Here is a 25,748-nt window from a genome sequence, read left to right on the forward strand (position 1 = left end):
CACCCTTAGGGTAGTATTTTTACAATTAAATCCATTAGCGCTAGTATAATCGGTATTGCTAAAACCATAATCAATACTTTACCAGCAAATTCAATTTTCATCGCTATAGATGCTTCTCCGGCATCTCTTGATATTTGGGATGCAAATTCCACTATATAAGCCATACCAATAATTTTTAATATGGTATTAAAATAACTTATATTTACATCAACTTTTGATTGCAATGTGCTTATTGTATCTACAACATAAATTAGTTTACTAAGTACTAGAGTGAATATAATCACACCGGTTACTATGGAAACAAGAATTGCGAATTCAGGTCTTAATCCCTTTAGTATAACAACTATTATTGTGGCTAATATCCCTAATCCCACTACTTGAAATATCTCCATAATTACCTCCTGTTAGAGCCTAAATAATACCTTGACATCATTAAAAAGCTTGCTTATTAAATTAATTACCATTCCCAATACTATGACAACTCCAACTAATGTAGTAAGATAGGCATATTCTTCTTTCCCAAACTTAACAAGTACGGTATGTAATATACCGGCTAAAATTCCTATTCCTGCAATTTTAAAAATTATATCAACATCCATTTTTTTCTCTCCCTATATTAAAATAATAATTATCCCTAATCCCAACAAAAGACCTAAGGATCTGTACATCTTCTCATTTTTTTTTCTATCTTCTTTTGCTTCTGTTATCAAGGTTTCAAGCTCTACTAATAGATAATTAAATTGCTTTTCTTGATCTAATCTATTGGTTTTTCCTATCATCTTACCTAATGATAAAAATAAATCTATATCTTCTTTTCTAAAAAACAAATCCTTCAAATATATCTCGCTGACTAAAAAGCTATAATATATGTCACCGCTATGGTTTTTAAGTAAGCTATCCCTTATTATTAGAAATATTTTCGCGATTTGTTTATTGACTTTATTTGAAGTGTTTTTAAGAGCCTCTGGTAACGGGTTAGAAAATATTATAATTTCTGACTGTAAAATTCTGATGCCTTGTTGCAAAGCTATCAGATTCTCCACACGTTTAGAATACTTTTTCCCATAAAGAAACCCCAAAGATGTTGAAGTTATAAATATTAGAATGAATAAACTCGCCTTTATAAAAAACATATATTATTTTCCTCTCCATAGATTTTGATAGGTTTCTCCGTCAATTATTGCCCTAATAGTCCCAACTCCTAGACTGTTATCTAAAACGATATATCTTTTAAATATTTTTTCTTGAAAAAAATTTTTCAATCCATTCCTCATCCTAATATCTGCTATATTTCGCCCGTGAACTGTTGCTATAAGTTTTATACCTGCTCTTAATGCTTCATCAATTGCTTTTGCATCTTGGGCACTTCCTATTTCATCAACTGCTATAATTTCTGGTGACATTGCTCTTATTAACATCATAATTCCATGGGATTTTAAACAACCATCTAGGATATCCGTTCTTATGCCAACATCTTTTTGAGGAATACCATTATAAATTCCTGCTATTTCTGATCTTTCATCTACTACTCCGATTTTAAAGCCTCTATATTTATTTTCGAAATCTCCATTGCTTAAATTTCTGACAATATCTCTAAGCAATGTTGTTTTTCCGCATTGCGGCGGTGAGATAATGAGAGTATTATAAAAATTACCATCTTTGTCTATTAACTTAGGGATAATATGATTTGATATTCCAATTTTTTGCCTAGCAATTCTAAAATTTAATGAAGATATATCTTTTATCCCTTCAATGTCTGAACTCCCATAGATAATTTTCCCGCCAATGCCAACCCTATGTCCCCCTCTAATTGTGATAAAACCATACTTTATTTCTTCAGAAAGTGCGTAGATAGAATAATTGGTAGTCAATTGAAATATTTTCTCTATTGCATTTAAGGAGATTTGCAACCCTTCTTTTGGATTAAGAGACACTTCTCCTTTGCCGGAAACAAAATAATCCTTGCCGGAATAATATATATTTAAAGGCGAATTGACCCTTAGTCTGATTTCTTCTACTCCCTCCTTATAATCTTTTGGTATCTTTGAGAGGGGTAATCGTATTTCCGGAATAAAATTACTTAATACCAGATTAAAAGCATCTATTCCATCTTTCATATAACCTGTCCTCCTTAATATAAATTGTATGAACAAGCTATATAATTATTACAAAAAAATTGGTCTAAAGCCAAATGGCTTTAGACCAACTAAAATAATTTTTATTCTTCATCTTCTTCAGCATTACAACAACAATCTTCATCATCACAGCATTCCATAAACTCATCAAAGTCAAAATCATCGTCGTCATAATCATCATATTCATCATCATACTCATAAATCTCATCTTCTAAATCTGCTAAATCTTCGTCGATATAATTTACATACTCTTCTAAATCTGCATGTTCATCAAGTAATTCATCTAAAACATCAGCAAATTCTTCCAGAGTATCAATAATATTGACTAATAGTTTACCTTCTTTTGTAGACTCATCTACATCCAGCCCATCTGCTAAACCTTGTAAATAAGATACCTTCTGAAATAAATAATCCATATTACCCCTCCATTTTTAAATATATTATACTCTGGACATATACTCTCCGGTTCTAGTATCTATCCGAATTTTATCACCTATATTGACGAACAAAGGAACATTTAGAGTTACACCAGTCTCAACAGTTGCAGGCTTTGTTGCACCGGAAGATGTATCTCCTTTTATTCCCGGCTCAGTATGTGTCACTTCAAGTTCTACAAAATTTGGAGCCAATACTTCAAAAGCCTTTCCTTTATAAAATCTTATAGTAGCGATATCATTTTCCCTCAAGTATTTTATCGCTTCTTCAACTGCTTCAATTTCTAAAGGAAGTTGCTCATAAGTTTCCACATCCATAAAATAGTATAATTCTCCGTCACTATAAAGATATTGCATTTCCTTAGTTTCAATGATTGCAAGTTCAAATCTTTCAGTAGGATTAAAAGTAACTTCCTTACTTCCTCCTGATAAAACGCTCTTTATTTTTGTTCTTACAAATGCTGCTCCTTTTCCTGGTTTAACATGTTGAAAATCTATAACTTGAAACACATCGCCATCCATTTCAAAGGTAATGCCTTTTCTAAACTCTCCTGCCGAAATCAAATTATTACCTCCCTACATTATTTCCCTCTTTATATTGTTCAATTCTTTGGTAAATATAAATAATCCAATCAAATAGGTATACCCTATTATACCAATATCTATTATTTACCACAAGCTCTAAGTTTACTATAAATAATAAAATTTTAGCGGATAGCTTTATAAAGTTAAAATTATCAATTTCACGATTCAGAATTAATATATATTTTCCCAAATATAGGATAATATATCCTTTTTCAAACTTTATTCAATTAATATTGTCTTTTACAAGCTTATTATAATTCTTTATAAAGTTCTAACCTAGGATGTATAAATCCCGGAATATAGACTCCATATCTATATATATAAGATCTTTTATAAAATATAGAGGGGCCATCCTCTATAGTCCCATTGGTCAATACAATACCTTCAATTTTGGACTCTTTAATGATATCAGGATTTAGATATGTATTTCCATTTACTATTACTATCCCCTTAAAATCTATATTGGAATTTATATATAAATCTCCGTCAATATATAATAATCCTTCAAACTCAATTTTTGCATCATTATTCTTATCCCCAATTTGTAAATTAATTGACCTGTTTAGCTTATTTTCAATTATAAAAATATTTTTTTTCTTCATAAAATCTTCTTTTATTTTTATATTATTACGATATAATTCTATTTTTTTATCATTAGTAATAATTATTTTATCATTATCAAATGTTCTCAGCACTTTAAAATCTGGCCCTGACGGAAGCTCGTCTATGGAAATATTATTGCTTATATAATTTATCAAATCATCTATTTCCTGACATGTATTATTGTCTAAGACGGGTATTCCCTGTTCATATAGATCATTCACCAAGGGTCCATATGCTTTTAAAGATGTTTCTATCCCATTGTATATTGATTTTGACTCTATGAATATATTTCTCTTATATGCTGTGCTATAATTTGTAAAACCGATCGTTACAGTAGTATATTTATCATTTTCATCTAAATCAAAGCTGTCCAAATCTATCCTATAACTTGGAATAGTCATATCCTGTAATTTATTTTTAATAACAGGATATATATGATTTAAATAATACTTATCATCATAAAGTACTTTATTTATCTTTGATTCTGCTAGATAGTAGGATTGAACCTTATTTATTGAGGATACTGTAATTAGACTTTGAAATTTTGTAATATAAATTAAATAAGTAGAAAATATCATAATTATGCTCATAATTAGTAAAGCAAATACCGTCATAAAACCTTTTTTACTATTTATGTGTCCGTCTTTAATAATCAACGGGACACCTTACCGCTATTGTAGATCTAAACCTGTGATATGCATTATTATTTCCTACAACTATATTTAAATCTATGATACCACTTTCAAAATCTATATTTATATCCTCGATTGATATTACATTATCGCATACAATATTATATCCGGGTATATCTTTTTTATTTGGATAGGATGGATCATTTTTATTATAGGCAACTCTATTAATGCTTTTGTCTCCAAGATAATATGCAATATATCTATACTCTACATTTCCCATTTCAGTAGTATTTTCTTGCATGATAACAAAACCCATATTATCACGGTGATTATTCTCTATTACACTTATATTGTGAACAGATATGATTTTATCAGCTTTCTTGATTTCTTCTTTTATAAATTCAATCCCATATCTTCCGTTTAATAATATCTCGTCATATGTTTCTCCAAGAACAGAAGAATTTATGGCAAAAGTTAACATAGAAAATAAACTTACAACTAAAATAGAAGATATACCTATGGATAATAAAAGTTCAATCAAGGTAAATCCATTATTCTTTAGGTATTGACGCTTTGAAGTCCACATTGAAACCATTCTCCTGATCTTTTAAAGATACATTCACTCTTAAGTCAATTAGTTTTTCTTCAGAATTTACTTTGTATAAAATGCAATCATATCTTTCACTATCTATTTCATTTTCTATAAGTATATCATTTAAATCTATTGAATCGAACTTTTCAATTAAAGGTATTACTTCCATTGAAAAATCCTTGTCTGCCTTTAACCTTTCTACCACCATCTCTCCAAGATACATCATCTCTGATCTGTCTTTTATCTTATTAAAATTATTAAAAGATGAAACTATAATTGGAAAACAGGTTACTGAAATCAACCCTAATAAAAAAAATCCTACTATTACATCAATTAATATATATCCATTTTTGATCATATTCTACCTCAATCTATTGATCTTATAGTGACTTTACCAGTATTAACAGCAACGGTTAATACATAGGTCCTGTCCTTACTATCTTTTATATAAAATGAATCTGCAACACTTGCTGTTCCTGAACCTGTAAATGATATTTTATTATGCTCGGAATTTTTTATCAATTCTATTCCGTATTCAAATTTATATTTTTTAACTGTTTCCCATTTATTTACTGTGATATTACATTTAATCATGTAACTGTTGTCATTGTAATTTAGATAAACTGTGTATCTCTTATTATCAACTATTGCCCTATTTCTAGCATATAAAATGTCCTTTCTAAATTCCCTTAATTCTTGTTGCTCTTTTATCCTGTTTAAGATAGTTATCTTAGGTGCTGCAATTGAAAGAATGATTGCAAAAATGGCTAATATGGCTAGCAATTCTATAATCGTATAGCCCTTATGACTATTAGTATTTATCATCATTTAAATGATAGAGCATATATACCACTTCCGCTCTCGTTATTTTATTATCCATATTAATAAAACTGTTCGATTTTACTAATCTTTCATGCAGCATTTTTATAGCCATATCATTCCATTTAAAACCGTAATTATTTTCTACATTCCTCATTATCTTTTCTACTTCTCTGTATGATATAGGGTTATTGGAATAATCCTTAAATTCCACTGAATCCCAGTTATATACTCTACTTAAAATAGTTAAGAATTCTACTTTAGAGATATTATTTTCAGGTTTAAAAGTTTTATCTCCATACCCATAAATAAATCCCCTCCTAATATAAGAATTTATTTCATCCCTCGCCCAATGACCTCTTGTATCCGGAAACACAGAGGCATTTTTATCTACAAATACGCTAAATATTCCGTCATTTTTTAAGCTCATAGGTCTTATATAGGTTTTTATTACGCCTTCTTCAATTACCGAAGGAAGATACAACCATTTATTGTCAACATATCTGTAAATTCCACCCTTGACCTTATCGCCATAATATTCAAAAATTATCTCAATCAATTTATTGTCGTCCATATTGGAAGATGTATTTAATATACTTACATTATAGCTTTCACTTGCCTTAGTGAAATAAGTAGAATTAAATTTGGTATTATTATATAAGGTATCAATAGTTACAGTTACAGGATTAAAATATGTACCGCTAGTTATGCTAATTCCAAAGGCATTGTCAAAACTATTTAAACTTCCGCCTTTTATTGGAATTAATGCTGAAATTCTTTTATTTATTGCACTTTCTTGACTAAAATTCTTAAACTTCGCTTGATAACCTTCTGAATATCCATCAAAAAATCCCGCAATAAATCCATCCCTATAATTAGAGCTTTGTAAGCTTAAATTATAATCATCTATTATTTGTAAATTATCAGGAACAGATCTCTTCCAATCATTGTTTAGATATTTTAGATAATCTTCTGTTGCAATAATTTCTCCCTGTATTAATCCGACTTCCTTTCCATGAATATATGCCTCTCCTTCATCTCTTACGGTTTCACTTATATTAGCCTCTCTGAATACTTTATTGTACTCTATTTCATAAGCATCTTTAAACCCGGATAAAAATCCATCCATGTACTCTTTATTATCGCTTCTTAATGAATAATCCGAAATAATATCTCTATCAGATGGCAAATTCCTTGTAAAGTCATTATCTCTATTTTCATAATAACCCTTTACCCCAAAGGTTCCTCCGAACAATGCTCCCAATTTTTCTCCATCTTCTACTCCCTGTTCTAAGGAAGTCAATATAGGCTTAATTATAGCCTTCTCATAAGACTTTTTGTACCATTCTTCAAAGAATGTTGTAAATTGTGATAAGAATTCATCAACATATTCTCTGCTTTCCATATTTAAATTAAACATTCTTTTTAATGTTCTTTCATTAGGCAGAGCTTTCTTCCAATTGGCTTTAACACCATTTTGAAAATCACGGTATCCATATATACTCCCTAATGCCTTTCCTAACTCAAATGGAAAATCTAATTCCGTTTTCTCCTCAGATATATGCTCTCTATACCCATCAAAAAATCCTGAGCGATATGATGATTCATCCTCTATTAAATCAATAGGATAATCATCGGATGAATAATGCTTTCTCCAAGCAGATTCTGCAGAAACACCTTTACCCTTATTTTCTCTAGCCAGTTCTTCACCGGTATCATATCCTAAATCATAATCTCTTTTTGCTGCATAGACTACTAGTGAATTTGAAATCAACAATAAAATTATAAAGAATATAAGGACTTTTCCTATTTTCTTTTTCATCTACTCACCCCTTCGTGTTTTACTAATACAAGGACTTTTCCAACAGGCAATGCTTCCCCTGAGGCTATTCCATTATTTTCCATTATTTCATTTTTATATTTGTTACTACCATAAAAATGTTGTGCAATGCCTGACACAGTATCTCCGGCTTTAACAATATAAAACTCATATGCTAAGTCATTATTTGCATTTTCGTATTCATTATGCGGGTAAAAGGCTTCTAATTTATCAATCAACATAACACCATAATCATCACGATTATAAGGTAATTCATAATAAATATGCGTTAATTCTAAAGGATATAGGTTTAAATCCTGTGGTGGACTTACATTTATATTTGACCATCCTACCCATGATATTCCTTCTGACATGCTCACATCAATATTTTTACCGTCTTGAGTTCTGAATCTCATGCCCAAAATTCCCGGTGAATACCCAAAAGAGTTAACCCACAAGCTTATTGTCTCAGGAGGATATTTAAATACCAGATTATTGCCCAGCAAATCTATATATGCCCTATTTTCATCACCAAGAGCTATGATGTTGTATTCAAACCTCAATGAATATTTCCCCGATTTTCTTATGGTTGAAGGAATTACATCGCCTTTTATATATTCATTCGATGGTATAAAGGTATAATTTATACTTTCAAAGTCAGTTAATAATTGTACCTTTTTTAAATTCTCATCTCCTGTTAAACTGTATGTTGGACTATATAACTCATCCGTGTCTTCAGAACTTTCATTTGATATTTCAACATAATCCTCAAATGATCCAAATAGGGATCCTTCCTCCAGATTATCAACTGTGGCTACTTGTATTATATTTGGGTTTGTCTCCGCAAGTCCTTCTAAACCATAGATTTTCAAATACATATTTCCACTTATTTCATTATCATCTTTTCTGTCTATAGAAATATTATCAACTAATATTCGCCTGGGGCTTGTCCCTATTGAACGGATAACATCAACAATTCCATCATAGCTACCGCTAAATGGAATTGAAATTCCCATTTGTTTAACTTCCATATCCCCCAAATTCTCTATAGAAGGTCTATCAAAATTATAGTCTTTAAATGCCACTCTATCATCTTTCATTAAATCATTAAGCAAATAAATAATCTGGGATTGATCTAAAATCGGAAAATAGCGTGAAAGGATTTGCTCTCTTTCCACATCCAATATATCATTTTCTTTCTTTATCTTTTTTCCCTTTTCTAAAGTGTTATTCATATCCGTTATTTTAGTATCCAATTCCATTTTCTCATTTTTTAAGCTAAATATCCTTTCTCTCTGCGGAGCAATGATGAATCTAAAGGAACCCCATAGAATAAGTATAAAACCTAGAGTAATAAGCAAGAATTTTTCATTTTTTGTTAATGGACGAATTTTTTTACTCTTCAGGCTCATTTCCACCATTACTCACATCCTTTAAAGCTATATTTAGATTGAAATTATAATAATCCTCAATTTGACTTATATTTGATATAAAGACTTCATTATATTCTTCTATTGATGAAAGTCCCTTTGCAAATTCAGCTATTGCATACTTATCCTTAGATATACCGATAATTTGTATTTCTCCGTCGTATACGCTAAACGTAGTCAAAAACATATCTTCTGGCATTTTATTCTCCACAAGCCTTAAAAGTTCATCATCAATTACGTCCTTCGATTCTATTATTTCATCTAATCCCTTAATTTTCGTGACTTCTTCTCTGAACACAGTCAATTCGTCTTCCAGCATTTTAATTTCATTTACTTTTTTGATGGTTTTAGAATTTTGACTAATTCCTGTTCTATAGTCTATATCCGATTCAAGTTTCCTTATAGTAAAATAATTATATACACTATAAGCTACAACACCTATTATAGTGAAAAAGAGCAAAATATATAAAATTAAGACTTTATCAAATTTAAAAGAACGCTTTTCAATATATGGTTCAAAGAAATTTAAATCTCTCATGCTTTCACCCCTAGGCGAATTAGACCACCAACGGCATTAGCATATAATGACAAATCTCCATCGAATTTAAGCTTATTTAAAGATTTTAACTTATAACTGGGCCTATTAAAATATTCGGAAAATATCTTTTCAATACCTTCAATTTTAGTCAAGTCTCCATGCAATAATATCAAATCAATATTGTTCCCAATCTCTCTGGTTCTATAATATTTAAAAATCATTTCTACATTATCCATAATATCGTTGATGTTTCTCTTAATTCCATTTATAAAATAATAATCATCATTGGATTGAGAAATATCGGCGTCTAGATAATTAAAAGATTCAATCTTTCTAAAGATATGTTCATATGTACAATCAAATTTATCCTTAGATTCATCTAGAAATTTAGAAAAATTATGCTCAACAACCCTTGATACTTTTATATTTTCATCTTTGAAAATAGATAGTCCAATATTATCATAATTTATATCTAAAAAGGCAATAGTATTATCTGTATATTGCTGATTGTTTATATTAGTGCAAAAGCTTAAAAGTTTACATATAGAATTTCCTTTGTAGTCCAGTACTGAAGGTTTTAAACCTATATTTTTCAACAATTTAAGATGACTTTCCACCATATTGATAGGTACACCAATAATCAGTAAATTAAGCTTTTCTACACCATTATCCAATTGACTGCCCATGTTTATGTATTTAACTATATAATCCTCTGGTTGAATTGGAATATAATCCCCCAGCTGATATTTTATAAGGTTTTCAATATCATTTGTATCAACTTTTGGGAATAAAACTTCTCTAAGAACAATTTCAGATGAATTGATTACTGCATGTGTATTAACTAGTGGTATATCATTGCTAAGTAATCCATTTCTAATGATGTATCCCAATTGCTCTATGTCGTTTATGATTCCATCTTCATATATACCGTTCGGAATACTAATGGAGCAATATCTGTTGATTTGTATTCCTTTTTTAGAAAACTTTCCCTCAACAATCCTAACCTCATTTGAATTAAAGTCAATTGATATGGTTTTTTGTGTACTGATTAAACTCAAAATAAACCCTCCCATTATTTCTCAATCCATTAAGAATGTTTGTAATATAAATTTTAGGACAAAAAATTACTCTTCTAAATGAAAGTTTTGAAATACCATCTCATTATGCTATCCCCCCAGAGTACGGTGAAGAAAAAGGCTAACACAATAAAGGGTCCAAAGGGAATTGGATCTTTACTGGTTTTTATTCCTGTAATGAGTAAAATCAGTGAAATGATTGCACCTAGTATAAAGGATAAAAACATATTGAATATAATGTATTTAGTCCCTAAAATAAACCCTAAAGAAGATATAAGAATTACATCTCCATCACCCATACCTCCTTTTGACAATATAACTATTACTAAAAATACTCCTCCCCCTAATACCAACCCTCCAAGACTATCTAATATTTCAAAAGAGTCATATATATAATAATTTAATAATTTATATAAAACGGACAGTATAAATATAATAATCACTAAAATATCAGGAATAATCATTTCTTTTAAATCAATAAAAGATATTGCAATTAAGACTGAAGCCACCATTGTATAAAATATAAAATCTAATGACAATCCGTAAAAATAAAAAAAAGCTAAATAAACAATTGCATTTAAAAATTCAACGATTGGATATCGATTTGATATCGGAGCTTTACAATATCTGCATTTACCTCGAAGAGCTATAAATGAAAACAAAGGTATATTATCATACCACCTTAGGTTTATACCACATTTAGGACAGTGTGATGATGGATAAACTATGCTTTCATTTCTAGGAATACGATATATACATACATTTAAAAATGACCCAATAATCAATCCATATATAAAGATTAAGATTTTCATGCAAACCTCCTAAATACAATTCACAATTGAAAAGGCAATTCACAATTCACAATGCACAGTTCACAATTGAAAAGATAGTGAAGAGTGAAGAACTAAGAACTAAGAGCTGTTGAGGTCATCTTTTCGAGTCATTAAAATCGGAGATCTCTAACATTGATTTGTTTTTAAGGATAGAATTCCGGATAACAAAACGATTACGATTTTTGTGGCAGGGAAAGCTATGCTTTCCCGCCTGAACATTTAGCTATATTTTATGTCTTTTTAGATACTATTAATCTCCTTTTTATGGATTCTCTGGTAAATCAGCAGTTTCATCATCTGAAATTTTATCAGGTGTTACTGTGATTTCACCTTCTTTATCAATTGTTACTGTATAGGATTTTATTTCACCTTCTTCATAATTTACTCCCTTTGGAGGAGACGGCCATGTATCAAAATAATTTGTTGCACTGTATGGACTATCCCCACCACCCGAAGGTTTCCCATCCTCATCTGCTGTCCAAGTAATTGGATCTGTCGGATTGCCATTTTCCGCTATAGCAAGATTAGCGGCACTTTTTAGCATAGTTACATTTGCATTATGGGCAGTTATTGCAGCTTTCTTTCTAGCTCCTGATACTCTCGGCACAGCCATAGCTGCTAAAATCCCAAGTATTGCGATAACCACTACAAGTTCAATAAGCGTGAAACCCTTTCTTTTTCTTCTTTTGTCAATCCAAGTTAACACTTTATTTCCCCCCTTATTTCGATACTCATCTGATCAATTCACAATTAAAGCCGGAGGTTCCTCTACTAAATCGTATTTACCACATCAAACATAGGCATTGCCATTGCTATTACAATAAACCCTATAATCAATGCCATACCTACTATAAGTATCGGCTCAATAAGAGTTGTCAGCCTTTGAAGGTTCGTCTCAACTTCTTCATCATAAAAATCAGCAGTTTTATATAATATATCATCCAATGCCCCTGATTCTTCCCCTACTTTTATCATTGAATCCACCATAGGAGGAAAAATACCTATATCTTTGATAGTCCTGGAAAGAGGTATGCCTTTTCTTATATTCTCTATACCATCATTTATCCCTTTCTCAACAACAACATTGTTTACAACTCTCCCCACCACTTCCAAGGCTTGTATCAAAGGTATGCCTGAGGATATAAGTGTTGAAAGAGTGCGAGTAAACCTTGATGTGATAATCTTAGAAGTTGTAGTATTTATAATAGGTATTTTTAATTTTAGACTATCTAAAAATCTCTTGCCACTATTGGTCTTCTTATAAACATGCGTGCCGATAATTAGGCTTAATAAAACAACTCCGTATATATACCAATGTGTATTTAGGGATTCGCTTAAGGACAACATAATCCTAGTAGGTCCCGGCAGCGGAGAATCACTGCTTTCAAACATCCCAATAAAAGTAGGTAATACAAAGACAAGCATAAAAATAACTACTGCTACAGAAACTATGATAAGAATCATCGGATAAATAAGAGATGATTTTATTTTGTTTTCCAATTTATTTTCTTTTTCAAAATGTATAGCCATTCTCTCCATGATGGTATCCAAATTCCCACTTATTTCTCCGGCTTCCACCATACTGGTCAAAATCGTGGGAAATATATTTTTATGTTTTTTCATGGCCTCTGAGAGCACAAGACCTTTTTGAACATCCTCATTAATGAATATTATCGCTTTACATAAGGTTTTATTTTCTGCTTGAACAGCTAATATATCCAAACATTTGACAATCCCCAATCCTGCATCTATCATAGTGTAAAATTGTCTGCAAAATACAGCCAAATCCTTTTTCTTGACCTTTGGAGTAAATAACTCAACCTTGGCATCTGCCTTGATATCTCTTTCTACCAACAATGGCATATGGTTCTTATCCTTAATCATAGAGACAACATCTGATTCATCATTTGCTTCAAAAAATCCCTCAATGATTTGACCAGTTTGACTTACCGACTTGTACTTAAATACCATAATATTACCTCTATATTAAATATTTCTTGATATCTTCCTGATTAAATGCTTGCATCAATACTGTCTCTTTCCTTATGAACCCTTTTTTGTATAAATCTATCAAATAGGAATCCATAGTTTGCATATTATATTTGCTACCTGTTTGAATTACCGTGTCAATCTGATATATTTTATCTTCTCTAATTAGATTCCTAATTGCCTGTGTAGCTACCATTATTTCAAATGCAGCAACTCTACCATTACCTTCATAATTTATTAAGAGCTGTTGAGAAATAATTGCTTGTATTACCGAAGAAAGTTGGATTCTTATCTGTTGCTGCTGATGGGGCGGAAATACATCTATTATTCTATCAATTGTTTTAGCAGCCCCTAATGTATGCAGAGTGGATAAAACCAGATGCCCTGTTTCAGCAGCAGTAATTGCAATACTCATAGTCTCTAAATCTCTCATTTCACCGACAAGTATTACATCCGGATCTTCTCTCAATGCGCCACGCAATGCATTTGCAAAAGATTGGGTATCACTTCCTATCTCCCTTTGATTTACAATGGCTTTATTGTGTTTATGAAGATATTCTATAGGATCTTCAAGAGTTAATATATGACAATTTCTCTCATTATTTATTTGATTAATAATTGAAGCCAATGTAGTTGATTTACCGCTTCCTGTAGGCCCTGTAACCAAAATTAGACCTCTTTTCAATCTAGATAAATCTTTTATAACCGGGGGCAATCCCAAACTTTCCATAGTAGGTACCTCAATAGGTATTATCCTAAGTGCCATGCCGAAGCTCCCTCTTTGCTTATAAACATTGACCCTATATCTACCCACTCCCGGATTCGAATATGAAAAATCTATCTCTCCTATCTCTTCTAATATCTTAAATTGTTTTTCATTTAATGCTTGCATAGTAAGTTCCTTTGTATCATTTGCTGATAAAGCCTTATCCCCTATATTCACCAGCTCTCCGGATATCCTAAAAGTAGGCGGAATACCAACTGTTAAATGAATATCGGATGCTTTCATTGAAGTACCTAAATTTACAATCTCTGTTAAGTCCATTAAACCACTCCTATCATAAAGTAAATCCTACTCTCATAACTTCTGAAAAAGTTGTCTTTCCCTGCAGTGCTAAATCCAATGCTGATTGAAACAATGTAGTCATTCCCTCTTCTATTGCCTTTTCTCTAATGTTATCAGTTGTAGCATTGGAATCTATCAATCTTCTGATGCTCTCATCAATAGGCATGATTTCATGTACAGCTGTTCTGCCTCTAAAACCTTGATTACATGAATTACATCCAGTGGGTCTAAATAATGTTATTTTTTCATCTATCGGCATCCCCAACATTCTCTTTTCCGTATAATCAATCTCATATGGCATTTTACATTTATCACAAAGCACTTTCACCAGTCTCTGAGATACTACGCCTATTACAGCTGAAGATACTAAATACGGCTCTATACCCATATCTATTAACCTTGCAATGGTTGAAGGACTGTCATTGGTATGAAGAGTAGATAATACCAAATGACCTGTAATAGCAGCCCTCACAGCTATCTCAGCGGTTTCATTATCCCTTATTTCTCCAACCATAATAATATCCGGATCTTGTCTTAAGATGGATCTGAGACCTGTTGCAAAAGTTAATCCGGTTTTTTTATTTACATTTACCTGATTTACGCCATTCAATTTATATTCTACAGGATCTTCAACTGTGATGACATTTTTTTCTGTTACATTCAATTCCTTTAACACCGTATAAAGTGTTGTAGTCTTTCCACTACCGGTAGGACCTGTTGCCAATATCATGCCATAAGGTTGGGAAAGAATATTATTAAAAATCGACAAATTTTTTTTACTTAAGCCCAAACCTTCCTTTGAAAAATTGAAATTGCTTTTGTCTAAAAGCCTTATAACCATTTTTTCCCCATAAACTGTAGGCAATGAAGAAATCCTCATATCTATTTCTTTATCCCCAATTTTACTTTCTATTCTTCCATCTTGAGGAATTCTTTTTTCCGCAATATCCATTTTCCCTATGATTTTTATTCTAGTAACAATAGCTGAAAGATTTGCTCTTGGAAGAGTCATGATTTCTCTTAAATCACCATCAATGCGAAATCTAACCCTAATTTCATCTTGATATGGCTCTATATGAATATCAGAAGCGCGAGTTCGTACTGCTTGTTCGATTATGGAGTTTATGAGCCTTACAATCGGTGCAGTAGCTACTTCCGATACTTCTTCCTCTTCTATATCGCCATTATCTATAAATCCGATCTCAGATTCTGAAAATTCTTCCAAGACCTTTTTTGTACTAACACCGCTATAAAATTTGTCAATTATCTTATTTATTTCTTCCGCAGTTGCCATCATAGGTTCTATATCCATCTTGGTAAATAATTTTACATCATCTTTTGCAAAAATATTTAATGGGTCAACCATAGCAACTATTAAAACATTATCTTTAATATCTATACCTACAAGTTTATACTTTCTTGCTATATTTTCAGGTATCGAAATAACAGCTTCTTGATTGATATCGTATTTATCTAAATCAACCCTTTTCATTATATCATCCTCTTAAAAAACTTAAATTATCTGGTAATATTCGACATAAATGTCAAAAATCCCTTCTTTTTATTACATATTTTTCAAATATTTAATTTTATTTTTATAACGAATAGGAAAGTTCTATAATTCCTTTAATTTGATAGAACTTTTCGTTAACATAATTCGCCATATCAACTATGATAATATCTATTAAGATATTAAATGGATAGTTTATGCAAAAGAACAAAAACTTAGCCTTAATAAATTTAACCTTAAGTGTAAAACTATCATTAGGAGGTGGAATATTTGAAAACAAAAAAAATAATGTTAATAGCTTTAGGTTTAATGATCCTTATCGCAATTTCTGGCTGCCAACCAAACGATACTGGGTATAATACAAGACTTGGTACCCAAACTAGAAATGGCAACGGTGGTTTATTTAACAATACAGGTACAAATACACCATCAGGAAATGGTGCTTGGCCAGATGGCACAAATCAAGACCGTAATTTAACAGGTCAAGATAAAGTGCTTTATAGAAATAACACTAATTTAGGACTTAACAACGGCTTCAACGATGGATTTAACAATGGAGTAAATGATGGATTATACGGCAATAGATTAAACGCAGGATTAAATGATGGGTATAACACTGGATTAGACAACAATGGAGTAAATAATAATCTATCGACTAATTCAGGTAATATGAATATAAATGCTAATGAATTAGCAAGAAAAATTACTACATTACCTGAAGTATCCAGCTGCTCTGTTGCAACTCATAATAATAATGCAGTCGTTGGTCTAAAATTGAGCAACAATCAAAGTTTAGGTGCATCATTAAGACAAAGAATTGAAACCATGATTAGAGATACTAATAGCAATATAAATAATGTTTCAATAACTACCGATCCTAATCTATTTACAAGGATTCAAAATATGTCAAATGGAATGACAAATGGAAATGTAACAAATACCATTAAAAATGATTTTGAAGACCTTATGAGAAGTATAACGCCCAATACAAACAATATTACTAGATAACATAAAGGAGACTCTAATTATGAGTCTCTTTTACATCTTCGATTTTACACATTGCTTTATTAAGTTTTTCAATTGCTCTTGATTCAATTCTTGATACATATGATCTGGAAATCCCAAGGATTGCTGCTATTTCTCGTTGAGTTTTTAAATCTCCATCTATTAGTCCGTATCTTAATTCAATTATAACTTTTTCACGAGGTTTTAAGACTTCATTTATCGCTCTATATAGTTTTTTGGTTTGAATTCTAAGTTCTACTTCATCCAATATTTGATCCACGTCCGATCCCAATATATCGAGAAGGTTTATTTCGTTTCCTTCTTTGTCCGTTCCAATGGGTTCATGTAATGATAATTCGATTTTTAATTTTTTTGATGATCTAATAGTCATTAAAATTTCATTTTCGATACATCGTGCCGCATATGTTGCAAGCCTTGTACCCTTACCAGGATCAAATGTTGAAATTGCCTTAATAAGTCCAATCGTGCCGATTGAGATCAAATCATCTAAATCTTTTCCCGTATTATTATACTTTTTTACTATATGAGCAACTAATCTTAAATTTCTTTCTATAAGGATTTTTTTAGCTTCCTCCGAACCCTCATGGTAAGCCTCTAAATATTTCTCTTCTTCCTCTTTTTCTAAAGGCTTTGGAAAGGAATTTGAATTTATCATATATCCGCAAAGTATAACAAATGGTCTTAAAAATAAATTTAATATAAGAATAAACAATTTATCCATAAATTTACCCCCAATGATTAAGTATATGATTGGAGGTAATTTCTTGTGCTAGTACACAGGATATATTTTATTGATTTCCTTCGCTATTTTTTCAAAAATTGGTGCTGCGGATTTGGAACCTGAATGTCCCCCTTCTACAAGAACTGTTATGACATATTTGGAATTGTCTTTTGGAAAATATCCGGCAAACCATCCGTGTATTGTACTATTTTTATTCATAATTGCTTCGGCAGAACCCGTTTTTCCTCCGCTACCACCAACTTCATATAAATCAAGATCCTTTCCTGTTCCGTTTTCAACGACACTATTTAAGTATTCCATAGCTAATTCGCTTGAAGACTCAGAAAGAACCCTTTTATCATCTTCTCTATTATATTCCTTAATAATTATACCGTCTTTATTTGTTATACCTTCAATCAAAGTTAAATGTTTTTGCAATCCTCTGTTGGCTATAATAGTCATTAAATTGGCTATTTGTAAAGGAGTAACTTCAATTTTCCCCTGACCGATTGATATGTTCCCTATAGCCGGACCTAAGAGATCATTCCCTTTGGGTAGATTTCCGCTTATTTCTTCTAATAAACCTATATTTATCTTTGAACCAAAATTTAACCTTTCAGCCATTTCAATAATTTTTTTCCCACCCAATTCTTTTCCCAATTGTATGAAAACCGAATTACAAGATTTTTCAAATCCCTCTTTTAAGCTTATATCGCCATGCACACTTGTGCACTTTATCCGTACGTTTTTAATATCTTCATAGCCCTTACAATGGTATTCTTTGCCCAATAAATCTTCCTCAATAGCTGTTAATAATACTACAGTCTTAAAAATAGAACCTGGCGGATATCCAACTTGGATTGCCTTATTGTATAATGCCATATCTTTAGTATCTAAATAATATTCGATATTTTCCTGATCATAATTGGGTCTGGATGCTAATGCCATGATTTTGCCGGTATCAACTTCTACAACAATGGCAGCTCCATTTATATTATTTTCATCTAAAATCTTTTCCACACTTTCCTGTATTCTATAATCAATAGTAAGTTTTACACCTGTAGGATCCATTGAATCGGTAATCTCATTTACAAATTCGGAACCTCCCAATATCATAGAGCGATCTTTATCAAATTCTACAAAAAATGACCGTTTCTCACTATTTTTAAGAAACTCATCAAATACCTTTTCAATCCCTGATTCTCCATAGTTATCCTTCTTATTTACATAGCCGATTACGTGGGATAAAATATTTTTGTCTGTATACCTCTCTACAACATCAACTACAAATACATCTTCAGGTTTGTTGTCTATCCTAATATTATCCTTTAATGGAATTTTAATGATTTCATCATCAAGATTTAATAGGTTTAAAATTTCATATCTGCTCAATGTACTATGCTCTAAGACTATGTCAAGCATATGTTTGTTATTCTTTAATATTTTATTAGATAATATTATATTTTGTGTGTTTTTAATATTGGTAAATGGTGTAAGATTTCTGTCATAAATGATCCCTCTTTTAGGATAAAGAGAGATCTCTTTACCCCTTTGTTTTAGTGCCTCTTCTGAATAGATCGGGTTTTTATATATTTGTATGAAATACAGCCTAAAACCTAAAATAAAAAAAAATATAGTAGCTAAACTTCCAAATATAAGCAGCCTCTTTTTTAAAATCTTTTTATTATCAAAATTTTCCATAAAAAACCCCCATAAGTTAGTATTAGCACCCCATGGGGAATATATACGTTCAATTCACAATTCACAATTCACAATTGAATGAAGAACTACTATCACATTTATGGATTTGAAGCAGATTCATTAAGCAACTTTTGGGTAACTGCACTTAAATTACATTTTGTGTTCTATTTACCTATTATTGCATTTATCTTTGCAACTATTATATCTATAGCTACTTTGTTATAGCCGCCCTCTGGAATTATTATATCTGCATATCGTTTTGTGGGTTCAACAAATTGTAAATGAGCAGGTCGTACTGTGCTCATATATTGTAATATAACTGAATCTAAAGTTCTTCCTCTATCTTTTATATCAACGAAGTATTCTTCTTATTACTCTGACATCTGAGTCCGTATCTACAAATATCTTTATATCTAATAAGTTTCGGATTTCTTCTTCAAATAGGATTAATATTCCCTCTAAAATAATAATGTCTTTAGGCTCAACCTTTTCTGTTTCTGATTTTCTATTGTGAATCTCAAAGTCATAAATGGGTTTCTCAATTGCTTTACAATTTATTAAATCCTTAAGATGTTTAATCAGTAATTCATTGTCAAAAGCAAAGGGATGATCATAATTGGTTTTGACCCTTTCTTCAAATGATATATTGCTTTGATCTTTATAATATGAATCCTGTTCAATTATAGCTACATTTTTTTCTGTTATCTCCTTTAAAATCTCTTTAGTAACTGTAGATTTGCCTGAGCCTGTCCCACCAGCTATTCCAATAATAATTGGGCTCTTCATGTACTTATTCCCCTCTTTCTTTTCTTATTAGGTAAAATTTCTCTACGTCTTCTTTCATTTTCATTTTTACAATCTGTTGCGGATGGGGCGCCACATCTATTTTATTTCCCTCATCATCCCACATATTTTCGATTTTTTGGGTGAAATGATTTATATTCGGACCAAATATTTCTATCTCATCTCCAACAAAAATTCTATTTCTTTGCTCTATGGTTGCAATTTTATTTTCCTTGTCATAATCTAAAATCATGCCAACAAAATCATATCCTCTAATATACGAACTTGTTTCATAATTTAAAGATTCCTGATCCGGTTTTCCATAATAAAATCCGGTAGTAAAATCCCTATAGCTTACCTTCTTAATTTCCTCAATCCATTTTTTATCATATCTATATTCTTCCGGATCCTTATAATATTCGTCTATTGCCATCTTATATGACCTAATCACAGTGGATACATAATAGGATGATTTCACTCTCCCTTCTATTTTAAAGCTGTTGATTCCTGCTTTTATTAGTTCGGGAATGTGTTCTATCATACAAAGATCTTTTGAATTGAAAATAAATGTGCCATCTTTATGTTCTTCCACCGGAAAGTATTCTCCCGGTCTTTTTTCCTCTACAACATAATATTTGTACCTGCATGGATGAGCACAATCGCCTCTGTTTGCATCTCTACCAGTCATATAGTTGCTTAATAAACATCTTCCTGAATATGACATGCACATAGCTCCATGCACAAATGCCTCTATTGTTAAATCTTCGGGAACCTTCTTTTTTATTTCTTCAATTTCTGCTAAGGACAATTCCCTTGCTAAAACAACTCTCCTTACGCCGAGATTATACCAAAACATAATGGTTTCATAGTTTGTAACACTGGCTTGGGTACTTATATGTATTGGCATATCTGGAACTGTTCTCCTTATAATCGAAAACATTCCGGGATCTGACACTATTACTGCATCAATATTTATATTATTTAAACTTGTTACATAATCCTCTAACCCTTCTAAATCTTCATTGTGGGGTACTATATTTAAAGTAATATAAACTTTCCTGCCCCTTTCATGAGCAAATTTTACACCTTCTTCTATATCGCTAAGTGTAAAATTTTTAGAAGCTTTTCTAAGCCCAAAAGCCTCTCCCCCCAAATATATTGCATCTGCACCATATACAACAGCCATCTTAAGCTTTTCTAAGTCTCCTGCCGGCGCTAATAACTCAACTCTTTCCATTTTTAATCAGCTCTCCTTATATATAATGGCTACACCATCGCCTAATGGCATAATACAGGATGTATAGCCTTCAATATCATTTATATATTTTAAGAAACTCCTTAATCTCTTAACAATAGTCTTTTTCCTCCTTACAACTAAGGAATCCGTAGCCACCATTCCCCTAAACAACACATTATCACAAACTAAAAGTCCTCCCGGTTTTAACAGTTTAATCGAAAGATTGAAAAATTCTAAATACTGTCCTTTGGCTGCATCCAAAAATATAAAATCATAGATGTAATCTAAATTTGAGAGTATTTCTTCTGCCTCCCCTTCTATGATTTTTATTCTATCTCCATAGGGACTTATGGAGATGTTTTCTTCCGCCAATTTAATCATATTTTCGTTGCGTTCTATAGTATGTATAGAGGATTTACCACCTGTTGCTTCAGCCATAATCAACGCAGAATATCCAATTGCTGTACCCACTTCGAGAATTTTTTGAGGTTTTTTAGATTTTAATATTACCTTAAGTAATTGTGCAACTTCCGGTTCGATTATAGGAATATGATTTTCCTTAGCATATATTTCTAATTCCTTTAAATGTTCATTGTTATCAGGTATTATGCTTCTTATGTATTCTTCAATATATTCTTCATTAATATTGCTCATTTTATCATCCTTTTTGATTAATTGCTATTAAAATAATAGTCAACACAAAATAATAGGTGTTTCCACCTATTATTTTTTTGGTTTGGCATTCATGTGGTCCTCATAGTTTGTTGTAAATGTATGAGTTCCATCGGGACCAGTTAAAACAAAGAATAAATAATCAACATCTGCCGGATTTACCGCTGCAATTAAAGACTTCTCCCCGGGAGATGCTATAGGTCCAGGTGGTAAGCCTTTATTAATATATGTGTTATAAGGTGAAGGTGTTTGAGTTTCTGCAGTAGATAAATTTTCTTTTCTCTCGCCCAATATATATTGTACAGTTGCACAGGATTGCAACATCATCCCCTTATCCAGTCTATTGTGAAATACTGCAGATACTAGTGGTCTTTCACTATCTACTTTTGCTTCTCTTTCAACAATTGAAGCTAGTGTAACCGCTTCATTAAGTGAAATATCCAATTCATCCAATTTATTCATAATATCCTTTTTGTAGACCTTGTCAAATTCATCTAACATTTTTGATACAATATCTTCTTCCTTTGCATCCTTATATATTTCATAAGTTGATGGAAATAAATATCCCTCTAAGCTTTGTCCTTCATCTAATTCCTTTAAAAATTCATATCTATCCTCAAAATTATCCTTATTGCTTGTTAATTCAATAAATTTATCCTTATTTACAAATCCCTCTTCAGATAGCTTATCAGCAATCTGAACAAGCTCATATCCTTCTGGAATAGTAAATCTAATAGTATCTCCGGATTTACCTCCCTTTGTCAGATGCTCAATTATTGTATTTAAATCCATATTGGTATTTAATTCATATTGTCCAGCTTTTAATTTGCTAGCCACATTTGAGGATCTCGCCTGGAGTTTAAAAACAAATTTGCTTTTAATCAATCCATTCTCGTATAGCAAATCAGATATCTTATTGATTGAACTCCCTTGAGGTATATCAATGACTATTTCATTGGAATCATCCGTTGTCATAGGTTCAAGACTGCTTTTATAATGGCTTCTCCAAGAATATATTGCCAAAGATATCAAAATAATTATAATTAATATAAATGAAATTTTCTTCTTTTTTTTAATCATTTCCATTCTATCTCACCTTTATTACCATTCTTTTATATTTGTTGCTTTTTTATATACATATAATATCACAGATCCAAATATCAATACAGAAATTAATTCTCCTATACCTATACCCAATACGGTATAAAAATATGGCACTTTTGTAAAATAAGAAACCCAAATTGAAACTATTAACCCATTCAAAGCTACCGGTGGTATCATCCCAAGAAACTTGTTTTTCATCTTTGAAGTAAGGAAAGCTGCTACTAATGTAACAAGGCTGCCTCCTACAATATCCAAAAGTCCAAATCCCGAATAAGGTGCCAGTATTAAATTTGCCAGTAAAGTACCCACAAATAAGCCTGGGATTGCTGCTGATTCTACCATCGGCAATAAGGTCAAGCCTTCTGCTAACCTCAATTGAACAGGACCGAATGTAAGGTTCGCAAAGGGTACAGGCAATACCTGTATTATAATTAGAACTATGTATATAGCAGCTATTAAACTAGCCTTGGTGATATATCTTATATTCATAATAACCCCCTGATCAGTTCACAGTTCACAATTCACAATTGTTGGTGTCAATTCACAGTTCACAATTCACAATCGACCCTTGGGTCGTCCTGCCGTGTACCCTTTGTAGTCTAAGGGTGAGACGGACAGTATAAGTACTGCTTTCGAAGGATCTCCGGTTTTAAAGATAGTGAAGAGTGAAGAGCAAAAAAATTATCCTTCAAATGACATCTTTTCCAAACCATTATATCACAAATAAGCAAAGAATAAAGAATAAAATAATATCCCTAGTATCCTAGGGACATTACTAAACCTCCATTATAATTGGTAAAATCATTGGGTTCCTCTTTATTTTTTCATAAATATAATCTCTTAAAGATTCTCTGATATTTGATTTAAGAGTTGCCCAATCAGTTATTTTCTTTTTCTCGCACTCGCTTAAAACCTTTTTAACAACACACCTAGCTTCTTCCATTAAGTCTTCAGATTCTCTTACATATACAAATCCTCTGGAAATAATGTCCGGCCCGGCGATTACGGCACCATCCTGCTTGCTCATAGTTACTACTACTACTATAAGCCCATCTTCCGATAAATGCTTTCTATCCCTTAGAACTATATTGCCAACATCGCCTACTCCTAAACCGTCAACTAATATATTTCCGGCTTGAACACTGGGTCCTATGTTAGCAGTATTCTTAGTAAGTTCAAGAGTTTGCCCATTTTCCAGAATAAATATATTTTCCTTAGGTGTCCCTAATGAATGACTTATATCAGCATGCATTTTTAGATGTCTCTGTTCTCCATGGACAGGCATAAAAAATTTAGGTTTTACCAATGTATGAATTAATTTCAATTCCTCTTGACAAGCGTGTCCTGATACATGGACTTCCGCTAAATCTTCATAAACCACTCGTGTCCCACTTTCAATTAGCTTGTTAATAATTCTGGAAATAGTTTTTTCATTCCCAGGAATTGGAGATGCAGAAATTATTACTAAATCATCAGGAAAAAGTTCAATCTTTCTATGCTCTGAAAATGCAATCCTAGTCAAAGCTGACATAGGCTCTCCTTGAGACCCTGTAGTAATTATAACCAGTTCATCTTTTCTATATCTATTCATCTCGTTTATATCTATAAGAGTTCCCTCTTCCATCCTTAAATACCCTAATTCAGTAGCTACCGTTACGGTATTTACCATAGATCTGCCGGATACAACTACCTTCCTGTCATAAAGTTCCGCTGCATCAATGATTTGTTGCACCCTGTGAACATTCGATGCAAAAGTAGCTACAATTATTCTGCTGTCAGCCTTTGAAAATAAATCCTTAAATGTATCTCCTACACTTCTCTCACTCATAGTATATCCGCGTCTTGTAACATTTGTACTATCAGATAAAAGAGCTAACACTCCACGTGAACCTAACTCTGCGAAACGGTTTAAATCAATTACTTCACCGGAAATAGGTGTGTAATCTATTTTAAAATCACCTGTATGAATTATTGTCCCTATATTTGTAGTTATTGCCAAAGCAACACTATCAGGAATACTATGATTGGTTCTAATAAATTCTACTTGAAATTCTCCTAATCTTATTGTATCCCCTGCTTTTACTGTATTTAATTCGACATCACCTAAATTGTGTTCTTTTAATTTGGTACTAAGTAAACCCAGCGTCAATTTAGTACCATAAATTGGAATATTTATTTTCTTTAAAACATATGGAATAGCACCTACGTGATCTTCATGCCCGTGTGTCAATATCAGACCTTTTATTTTATCCTTATTTTTTATTAGATAGGTAATATCAGGTATTACTATATCTACACCCAACATCTCATCTTCCGGGAATGTCATACCACAATCCACTATAATTATATCTTCTTTATATTCAAAAACAGTTATGTTTTTTCCAATTTCACCTAATCCCCCAAGAGGAATTATTTTTAGTTTATTCGCTTTCGCCAATCTATA

The 25,748-nt window shown here is 31.6% G+C and carries 27 protein-coding genes and 1 pseudogene; 1 reads left to right on the top strand and 27 read right to left on the bottom strand.

The window, feature by feature from the left end:
* Positions 1 to 5: 5 nt before the first annotated feature.
* From spoIIIAD to H8707_RS09495, 19 genes are all read right to left on the bottom strand, one after another.
* Positions 6 to 392 (bottom strand): stage III sporulation protein AD, encoded by a 387-nt coding sequence (spoIIIAD, locus tag H8707_RS09405; RefSeq protein WP_262429897.1) that lies wholly within the window; start codon positions 390 to 392, stop codon positions 6 to 8.
* Positions 393 to 404: 12 nt separating this feature from the next.
* The gene (gene spoIIIAC / locus H8707_RS09410) at positions 405 to 599 is read right to left on the bottom strand and encodes a stage III sporulation protein AC (RefSeq protein WP_262429898.1); all 195 of its coding nucleotides are present in this window, start codon (positions 597 to 599) and stop codon (positions 405 to 407) included.
* Positions 600 to 611: 12 nt separating this feature from the next.
* A complete protein-coding gene (locus H8707_RS09415; protein WP_262429899.1) occupies positions 612 to 1,133 on the bottom strand; it encodes a stage III sporulation protein AB in 522 nt (173 codons plus the stop codon).
* A 3-nt stretch (positions 1,134 to 1,136) separates the two neighbouring features.
* Positions 1,137 to 2,117, bottom strand: a complete 981-nt coding sequence (spoIIIAA, locus tag H8707_RS09420; protein ID WP_262429900.1) for a stage III sporulation protein AA — start codon at positions 2,115 to 2,117, stop codon at positions 1,137 to 1,139.
* Between the two features lie 101 nt (positions 2,118 to 2,218).
* The gene (locus H8707_RS09425) at positions 2,219 to 2,551 is read right to left on the bottom strand and encodes a CD1247 N-terminal domain-containing protein (protein WP_262429901.1); all 333 of its coding nucleotides are present in this window, start codon (positions 2,549 to 2,551) and stop codon (positions 2,219 to 2,221) included.
* 24 nt (positions 2,552 to 2,575) lie between these two features.
* Complete coding sequence (gene efp, locus H8707_RS09430) at positions 2,576 to 3,133, bottom strand: elongation factor P (RefSeq protein ID WP_262429902.1); 558 nt, start codon at positions 3,131 to 3,133, stop codon at positions 2,576 to 2,578.
* A 272-nt stretch (positions 3,134 to 3,405) separates the two neighbouring features.
* Entirely contained in the window at positions 3,406 to 4,413 is a 1,008-nt protein-coding gene (locus H8707_RS09435) for a hypothetical protein (protein ID WP_262429903.1), read from the bottom strand.
* The gene (locus H8707_RS09440; protein WP_262429904.1) at positions 4,403 to 4,975 is read right to left on the bottom strand and encodes a PulJ/GspJ family protein; all 573 of its coding nucleotides are present in this window, start codon (positions 4,973 to 4,975) and stop codon (positions 4,403 to 4,405) included. The genes H8707_RS09435 and H8707_RS09440 overlap by 11 nt, the downstream gene beginning before the upstream one ends.
* Positions 4,941 to 5,339 carry a hypothetical protein gene (locus tag H8707_RS09445; protein WP_262429905.1) on the bottom strand — a complete coding sequence of 133 codons (399 nt, stop codon included), beginning with the start codon at positions 5,337 to 5,339 and terminating at the stop codon, positions 4,941 to 4,943. The genes H8707_RS09440 and H8707_RS09445 overlap by 35 nt, the downstream gene beginning before the upstream one ends.
* Before the next feature lie 8 nt (positions 5,340 to 5,347).
* Positions 5,348 to 5,809 carry a type II secretion system protein gene (locus tag H8707_RS09450; RefSeq protein ID WP_262429906.1) on the bottom strand — a complete coding sequence of 154 codons (462 nt, stop codon included), beginning with the start codon at positions 5,807 to 5,809 and terminating at the stop codon, positions 5,348 to 5,350.
* A complete protein-coding gene (locus tag H8707_RS09455; RefSeq protein ID WP_262429907.1) occupies positions 5,793 to 7,622 on the bottom strand; it encodes an S-layer homology domain-containing protein in 1,830 nt (609 codons plus the stop codon). Before H8707_RS09455 ends, H8707_RS09450 begins: the two co-directional genes overlap by 17 nt.
* Complete coding sequence (locus H8707_RS09460; protein WP_262429908.1) at positions 7,619 to 9,040, bottom strand: LysM peptidoglycan-binding domain-containing protein; 1,422 nt, start codon at positions 9,038 to 9,040, stop codon at positions 7,619 to 7,621. Before H8707_RS09460 ends, H8707_RS09455 begins: the two co-directional genes overlap by 4 nt.
* Positions 9,015 to 9,587, bottom strand: a complete 573-nt coding sequence (locus H8707_RS09465; RefSeq protein ID WP_262429909.1) for a PilN domain-containing protein — start codon at positions 9,585 to 9,587, stop codon at positions 9,015 to 9,017. The genes H8707_RS09460 and H8707_RS09465 overlap by 26 nt, the downstream gene beginning before the upstream one ends.
* Positions 9,584 to 10,645, bottom strand: coding sequence for a pilus assembly protein PilM (gene pilM / locus H8707_RS09470; RefSeq protein WP_262429910.1), 1,062 nt, complete (start codon positions 10,643 to 10,645; stop codon positions 9,584 to 9,586). The genes H8707_RS09465 and pilM overlap by 4 nt, the downstream gene beginning before the upstream one ends.
* 74 nt (positions 10,646 to 10,719) lie before the next feature.
* On the bottom strand, positions 10,720 to 11,475 hold the full coding sequence (locus H8707_RS09475) for a prepilin peptidase (protein WP_262429911.1): 756 nt from the start codon (positions 11,473 to 11,475) through the stop codon (positions 10,720 to 10,722).
* 283 nt (positions 11,476 to 11,758) lie between these two features.
* Positions 11,759 to 12,202, bottom strand: coding sequence for a type II secretion system protein (locus tag H8707_RS09480; RefSeq protein ID WP_262429912.1), 444 nt, complete (start codon positions 12,200 to 12,202; stop codon positions 11,759 to 11,761).
* A 65-nt stretch (positions 12,203 to 12,267) separates the two neighbouring features.
* Entirely contained in the window at positions 12,268 to 13,467 is a 1,200-nt protein-coding gene (locus H8707_RS09485; protein WP_262429913.1) for a type II secretion system F family protein, read from the bottom strand.
* A 10-nt stretch (positions 13,468 to 13,477) separates the two neighbouring features.
* Complete coding sequence (locus H8707_RS09490; protein ID WP_262429914.1) at positions 13,478 to 14,530, bottom strand: type IV pilus twitching motility protein PilT; 1,053 nt, start codon at positions 14,528 to 14,530, stop codon at positions 13,478 to 13,480.
* A 13-nt stretch (positions 14,531 to 14,543) separates the two neighbouring features.
* Entirely contained in the window at positions 14,544 to 16,043 is a 1,500-nt protein-coding gene (locus H8707_RS09495; protein WP_262429915.1) for a GspE/PulE family protein, read from the bottom strand.
* Between the two features lie 288 nt (positions 16,044 to 16,331).
* On the opposite strand from H8707_RS09495, the gene H8707_RS09500 reads away from it, so the two are divergent.
* Positions 16,332 to 17,069 (top strand): YhcN/YlaJ family sporulation lipoprotein, encoded by a 738-nt coding sequence (locus H8707_RS09500; RefSeq protein ID WP_262429916.1) that lies wholly within the window; start codon positions 16,332 to 16,334, stop codon positions 17,067 to 17,069.
* Between the two features lie 13 nt (positions 17,070 to 17,082).
* Here the strand turns inward: H8707_RS09500 and sigK are convergent, their stop codons facing one another.
* The 8 genes and pseudogenes from sigK to H8707_RS09540 all read right to left on the bottom strand — a co-directional run bounded on the left by sigK (position 17,083) and on the right by H8707_RS09540 (position 25,742).
* Positions 17,083 to 17,808, bottom strand: a complete 726-nt coding sequence (sigK, locus tag H8707_RS09505) for an RNA polymerase sporulation sigma factor SigK (RefSeq protein WP_262429917.1) — start codon at positions 17,806 to 17,808, stop codon at positions 17,083 to 17,085.
* Between the two features lie 48 nt (positions 17,809 to 17,856).
* Positions 17,857 to 19,509 carry a peptidoglycan D,D-transpeptidase FtsI family protein gene (locus H8707_RS09510; protein WP_262429918.1) on the bottom strand — a complete coding sequence of 551 codons (1,653 nt, stop codon included), beginning with the start codon at positions 19,507 to 19,509 and terminating at the stop codon, positions 17,857 to 17,859.
* Between the two features lie 164 nt (positions 19,510 to 19,673).
* A pseudogene (gene udk, locus H8707_RS09515) lies at positions 19,674 to 20,295 on the bottom strand (uridine kinase).
* 4 nt (positions 20,296 to 20,299) lie between these two features.
* The gene (locus H8707_RS09520; protein WP_262429919.1) at positions 20,300 to 21,529 is read right to left on the bottom strand and encodes a peptidase U32 family protein; all 1,230 of its coding nucleotides are present in this window, start codon (positions 21,527 to 21,529) and stop codon (positions 20,300 to 20,302) included.
* A gap of 6 nt (positions 21,530 to 21,535) precedes the next feature.
* The gene (locus tag H8707_RS09525) at positions 21,536 to 22,183 is read right to left on the bottom strand and encodes an O-methyltransferase (protein WP_262429920.1); all 648 of its coding nucleotides are present in this window, start codon (positions 22,181 to 22,183) and stop codon (positions 21,536 to 21,538) included.
* Between the two features lie 69 nt (positions 22,184 to 22,252).
* On the bottom strand, positions 22,253 to 23,287 hold the full coding sequence (gene mltG, locus H8707_RS09530) for an endolytic transglycosylase MltG (protein ID WP_262429921.1): 1,035 nt from the start codon (positions 23,285 to 23,287) through the stop codon (positions 22,253 to 22,255).
* Between the two features lie 15 nt (positions 23,288 to 23,302).
* The gene (locus tag H8707_RS09535; protein WP_262429922.1) at positions 23,303 to 23,794 is read right to left on the bottom strand and encodes a QueT transporter family protein; all 492 of its coding nucleotides are present in this window, start codon (positions 23,792 to 23,794) and stop codon (positions 23,303 to 23,305) included.
* A gap of 286 nt (positions 23,795 to 24,080) precedes the next feature.
* The gene (locus tag H8707_RS09540; RefSeq protein ID WP_262429923.1) at positions 24,081 to 25,742 is read right to left on the bottom strand and encodes a ribonuclease J; all 1,662 of its coding nucleotides are present in this window, start codon (positions 25,740 to 25,742) and stop codon (positions 24,081 to 24,083) included.
* Between the last annotated feature and the right edge of the window lie 6 nt (positions 25,743 to 25,748).

This window comes from Paratissierella segnis (assembly GCF_014385195.1).
GTDB classification, from domain to species: Bacteria; Bacillota; Clostridia; order Tissierellales; family Tissierellaceae; genus Paratissierella; species Paratissierella segnis.